The organism is Pseudomonas sp. K5002 (assembly GCF_013386655.1).
Lineage (GTDB): Bacteria > Pseudomonadota > Gammaproteobacteria > Pseudomonadales > Pseudomonadaceae > Aquipseudomonas.
Genome location: NZ_JACARK010000782.1, coordinates 1 through 4177, shown reverse-complemented (window position 1 = coordinate 4177; position 4177 = coordinate 1). Strand labels below are relative to the sequence as shown.

Below are 4177 nucleotides of genomic sequence, written 5' to 3'. Positions count from 1 at the left end.
CGGTGGTGCTGGCGGCGGCCGGGGCTTGAGGCGCGGCGGCCTTGTCTTTGCCTTCACCGCAACCGGCGAGCGAAATGGCAATGGCGAGAAGGCTGGCGGTGGCCAGGGGCATACGAATCATGGCGAACATCCTGCTTCGGTTGTTGATGGGGCACGCGGGGGGCGCGCAAAACTGCGACATAATGCGAAAGATTTGCATTTTGTGTAAAGCGTTATAAGCAGGAAATATTTAGTATCGATTTGCCGGCCATCGGTGCGCGTGGCCCCGATGGCCGGCATCGCTTCAGAGGATGGCGGCGTTATTGCGCTGGGCCTGTTTCAAGTAGGCCACCAACTCCCGTGCCGGCAAGGGTTTGCTGTAGTGGTAGCCCTGACCCTCGTGGCAACCCTCGGAGATGATGTAGGCCTCCTGTTCGGCGGTCTCCACACCCTCGGCGATCACCTGCATGCCAAGGCTTTTGCCGAGCTGGATGATCGCCCGCACGATGGTCGCATCGTCGTCGTCATCCAGCAGGTCCTGGACGAAGCTCTTGTCGATCTTGATCTTGTCCAGCGGCAGGCTTTTCAGATAGCTCAGGGACGAATAGCCGGTGCCGAAGTCATCAATCGCAATCAGTGCCCCGGAGCGGCGCAGGCTCAGCAGGTGCTGGGCGGCGGTGCTGATGTCTTCCATCAGGCCGGTCTCGGTGACTTCCAGCTCCAGGCTACGCGGCGGCAAGCGGTAGATTTGCAGCAGGTTGTTGACCACCCGTGGCAGCTCGGCGTGGTGCAACTGCACGGTCGACAGGTTGACCGCCATGCGCAGCTCGGTGAAGCCCAGGTCATGCCATTCCCGCAGTTGCCGGCAGGCCTGGTCCAGTACCCATTCGCCGATGGCAATGATGGTGCCGTTCTGTTCGGCCAGGGGGATAAACAGGTCGGGCGGCACCAGGCCGTGCTCCGGGTGCTGCCAGCGGATCAACGCTTCGACACCCACCACACGGTGGTCGAGATAGCTGATCTGCGGCTGGTACACCAGGTGAAACTGCTCGCGGCTCAAGGCGTCGCGCAGATCCTTTTCCAGCTCGCGGCGGCGGCGCATTTCGCTGTCGACGCTGGCGATATAGAACTGGTAGCGGTTGCGCGAGCGGCTCTTGGCCAGGGTCATGGTCTGTTCGGCTTTTTGCAGCAGCTTCTCGGTGCTGTCGCCGTCTTCCGGGAACAGGGTGATGCCGATGGTGGCACGCAGGCGGATCTGTTCGTGATCGAGGGCGAATTCGGCTTCCAGGTCGTCGAGGATGCTTTGTGCCAATTCGGCGGCTTCGTAGGGCTGCTCGATATCGGCCTGCACCAGGGCGAACTGGTCGCCGCCGAGGCGGGCGAGGGAGCCGAGTCGGCCGCTGTGGTCGCGCAGGCGGTCGGCCAGGGCCAGCAGCAACTGGTCGCCGGCCTGGTAGGTGAACTGCTCGTTGACGCTTTTGAAGTCATCCAGCCCCACGCACAACACCGCGACCCGACGTTGCCGGCGGCCGGCGTCGATCAGGATCTTGTCCAGTTGCTCCTGCAGTTTCTGGCGGTTCGGCAGGCCGGTCAGGAAGTCGTACTGGGCCATGCGCAGCAGGCTGTTTTCCGCCTCATGGCGCAAGTGCGTATTGCGCTCGATGGATTCGAGCAACTGGTTGGCGGTGTTGATCCAGAGCCCCAGCTCGTTTTTCTCGTGGCCCTTGAGCTGCGGGATCTTGTGCTCGCTGGGGCGGTCGGGGTTGATCGAACTCAGGTGCTCGATGATGCGCGACAGCGGCTTGGTCAGCAGCCAGTGATAGACCAGGTACAACACCAGGCCCATGGCCAGGGCCCGCAGCACCCCGGAGATGAAAATGATCACCGAACTGACGAGAAACCCTTTGCCATAGGTGGCGGTGTCGAGGGTGATGCTCAGGTCACCGTAGTACTCGCTGTAAGGCCCGCGCCCCACCAGCGGCGTGGTGAACGTGCGTTCCTGGCCCAGGATCAGGTCGGTCAGCCAGCGGCTCGGGGATTGTTGCAGGTCGCGGGTTTTTTCCGCGAGCATGGTTTCGTTGGGGTGGCCGATGGAGGCCATGCGCACGGCATCATCCTGAAACAGGCCTTCGATGACCTGCATGCCCATCTCCCGGTCCAGGCTGTAGACGGCCTGGGTGGACGGGTCGCGAAACATGTCGAGGATGCGCTGGGCATCACCGGCCACGGCCTGGCGCGTCTTGTACGCATCAAAGACGATCTGCGCCGCGCTCAGTACCACGCCCACGGCCAATGCCGAAAGCAGTACCACCCGTAGCAACTTCACCGACAAGCTGTTTTTGAGTTCCAGCTTCAAAGGGTTATTCCTTGTTCCATGCGGGTAGCCTCAATATGCCATGAGTATTGGCAATCCCGTGAGGGCAGTCAAAGGGACATTGCGGCCAGGGCAGGTTTTGCAGTTTAGATGAGCGCGTCCGGGGGTAAGACGTTGGGAGGGGGAATGGAAAGGCAGGCCTGGCATGGAGTGAAGTCGGCGGATCGTACGTGCCGACTTCTTGTACTGTCTTTTCAGGACGAGCGCGGGTTTTTCAGGCCAGCGAAACAAACCGTCGAGCGTCAGCGCCCATCAGGTAAACGAAATTTTCGGCGGTTGTGGCTGGTCTTGCGCCTGAGGGTCGATTTGCCCCAAGGCCTGTCGAGCTATGTCCACGGTCTTATCAAGGATGCCCAAGCTTTTGTCCAGGACGTCCAGGCCCTTATCTGTCACGTTATCGAACACGTTAAGTGCTTGAGGGGCCATGCCGATCAAAGATGCTAGATCCATATCAAGTTCTCCTGCAGTCAATCAGAGGGACATTCCTCTTACATGCTGCGTGGCGAAATCCTTTTGATGAGTTCCAGCGTTTTCCTGGCATTTTTCCATTTGTAATCGCCCACAAAAAAGCCCGGCAATCGCCGGGCTCTTTCTACTGCAAGCGGTACTTAAGCGGTGAAGGTCTTGCCTTCGAACTGCTCAGCCACGAACTTCCAGTTGACCAGGTTCCAGAACGCTTCCACATACTTTGGACGCACGTTGCGGTAGTCGATGTAGTAAGCGTGTTCCCAGACGTCGCAGGTCAGCAGCGGGGTGTCGCCGCTGGTCAGCGGGTTGCCGGCGCCGATGGTGCTGGCCAGTGCCAGGGAACCGTCAGCCTTTTTCACCAGCCAGCCCCAACCGGAACCGAAGGTGCCGACGGAAGTCTTGGTGAACTCTTCCTTGAACTTGTCGAACGAACCGAAGGCAGCGTTGATCGCCTCAGCCAGTGCGCCGGTAGGTTGGCCGCCAGCGTTTGGCGCCAGGCAGTTCCAGTAGAAAGTGTGGTTCCAGACCTGAGCGGCGTTGTTGAAGATGCCGCCCGAAGAAGACTTGACGATTTCTTCCAGGGTCTTGCCTTCGAACTCGGTGCCAGGCACCAGGTTGTTCAGGTTCACGACATAGGTGTTGTGGTGCTTGTCGTGGTGGTATTCCAAGGTTTCCTTGGAAATGTGCGGCTGCAGGGCATCGTGTGCGTAGGGCAGCGGCGGCAATTCGAAAGCCATGATGATTCTCCTAATCAGGTCAGTTGCGGTGAGCGCAAGGCCGATCACGGGCGGCCAAACAAGCGCCGGGGAGTTTGTACTCTTTGCGGCGCAGGGGCTGGATCATAGCACCGGGGGTGCGGCAAAACCACGCAACAACTGTGTGGGATAGAGGTTCCAGAGCGTTTTGGAATATCTACGCTGCGCTGATTAATTGATAGGCCACACTGAACATCATGGCGGCTACCAGCAGGTCCAGAATCCGCCAGGTGGCGGGGCGCGCCAGCCACGGTGCCAGCCATGCGGCGCCCAGGGCCAGGGTCATGAACCACAGGAACGAAGCGCTGGCGGCGCCGGCCACGTAGGCGCCCGGTTCGGTTTGCTGGGCGCCGAGGGAGCCGATCAACAAGACGGTGTCCAGGTACACGTGGGGGTTGAGCAACGTCACTGCCAGGGCGCTGAGCATCACCGCCTTCAACGAGCGTACCTTGAGGTTCTCGCCCTCGCCCAGGCTCTGCTTCGAGCAGGCCCGGCGCAGGGCGAGGGTACCGTACCAGAGCAGGAACGCCGCACCACCCCAGCGGGCAATCGCCAGCAATACCGGGTTATGCGCCAGCACGGTGGCCAGGCCGAATACGCC

At 60.6% G+C, this 4177-nt stretch carries 5 protein-coding genes; all 5 read right to left on the bottom strand.

Features of this window, described 5'->3' with window-relative positions:
• Positions 1-121, bottom strand: a 121-nt coding sequence (locus HX846_RS40470) for a hypothetical protein (protein WP_372242019.1), incomplete at its 3' end; no start/stop codon positions are given.
• A gap of 162 nt (positions 122-283) precedes the next feature.
• On the bottom strand, positions 284-2335 hold the full coding sequence (locus HX846_RS28445; protein ID WP_178966566.1) for a bifunctional diguanylate cyclase/phosphodiesterase: 2052 nt from the start codon (positions 2333-2335) through the stop codon (positions 284-286).
• A gap of 270 nt (positions 2336-2605) precedes the next feature.
• Complete coding sequence (locus tag HX846_RS28440) at positions 2606-2803, bottom strand: hypothetical protein (RefSeq protein ID WP_003212995.1); 198 nt, start codon at positions 2801-2803, stop codon at positions 2606-2608.
• 158 nt (positions 2804-2961) lie between these two features.
• Positions 2962-3558: a superoxide dismutase gene (locus tag HX846_RS28435; RefSeq protein WP_003212997.1), complete on the bottom strand. Its 597-nt coding sequence runs from the start codon at positions 3556-3558 to the stop codon at positions 2962-2964.
• Positions 3559-3733: 175 nt separating this feature from the next.
• On the bottom strand, positions 3734-4177 hold a 444-nt coding region (locus HX846_RS28430), incomplete at its 5' end, for a LysE/ArgO family amino acid transporter (RefSeq protein WP_178966565.1).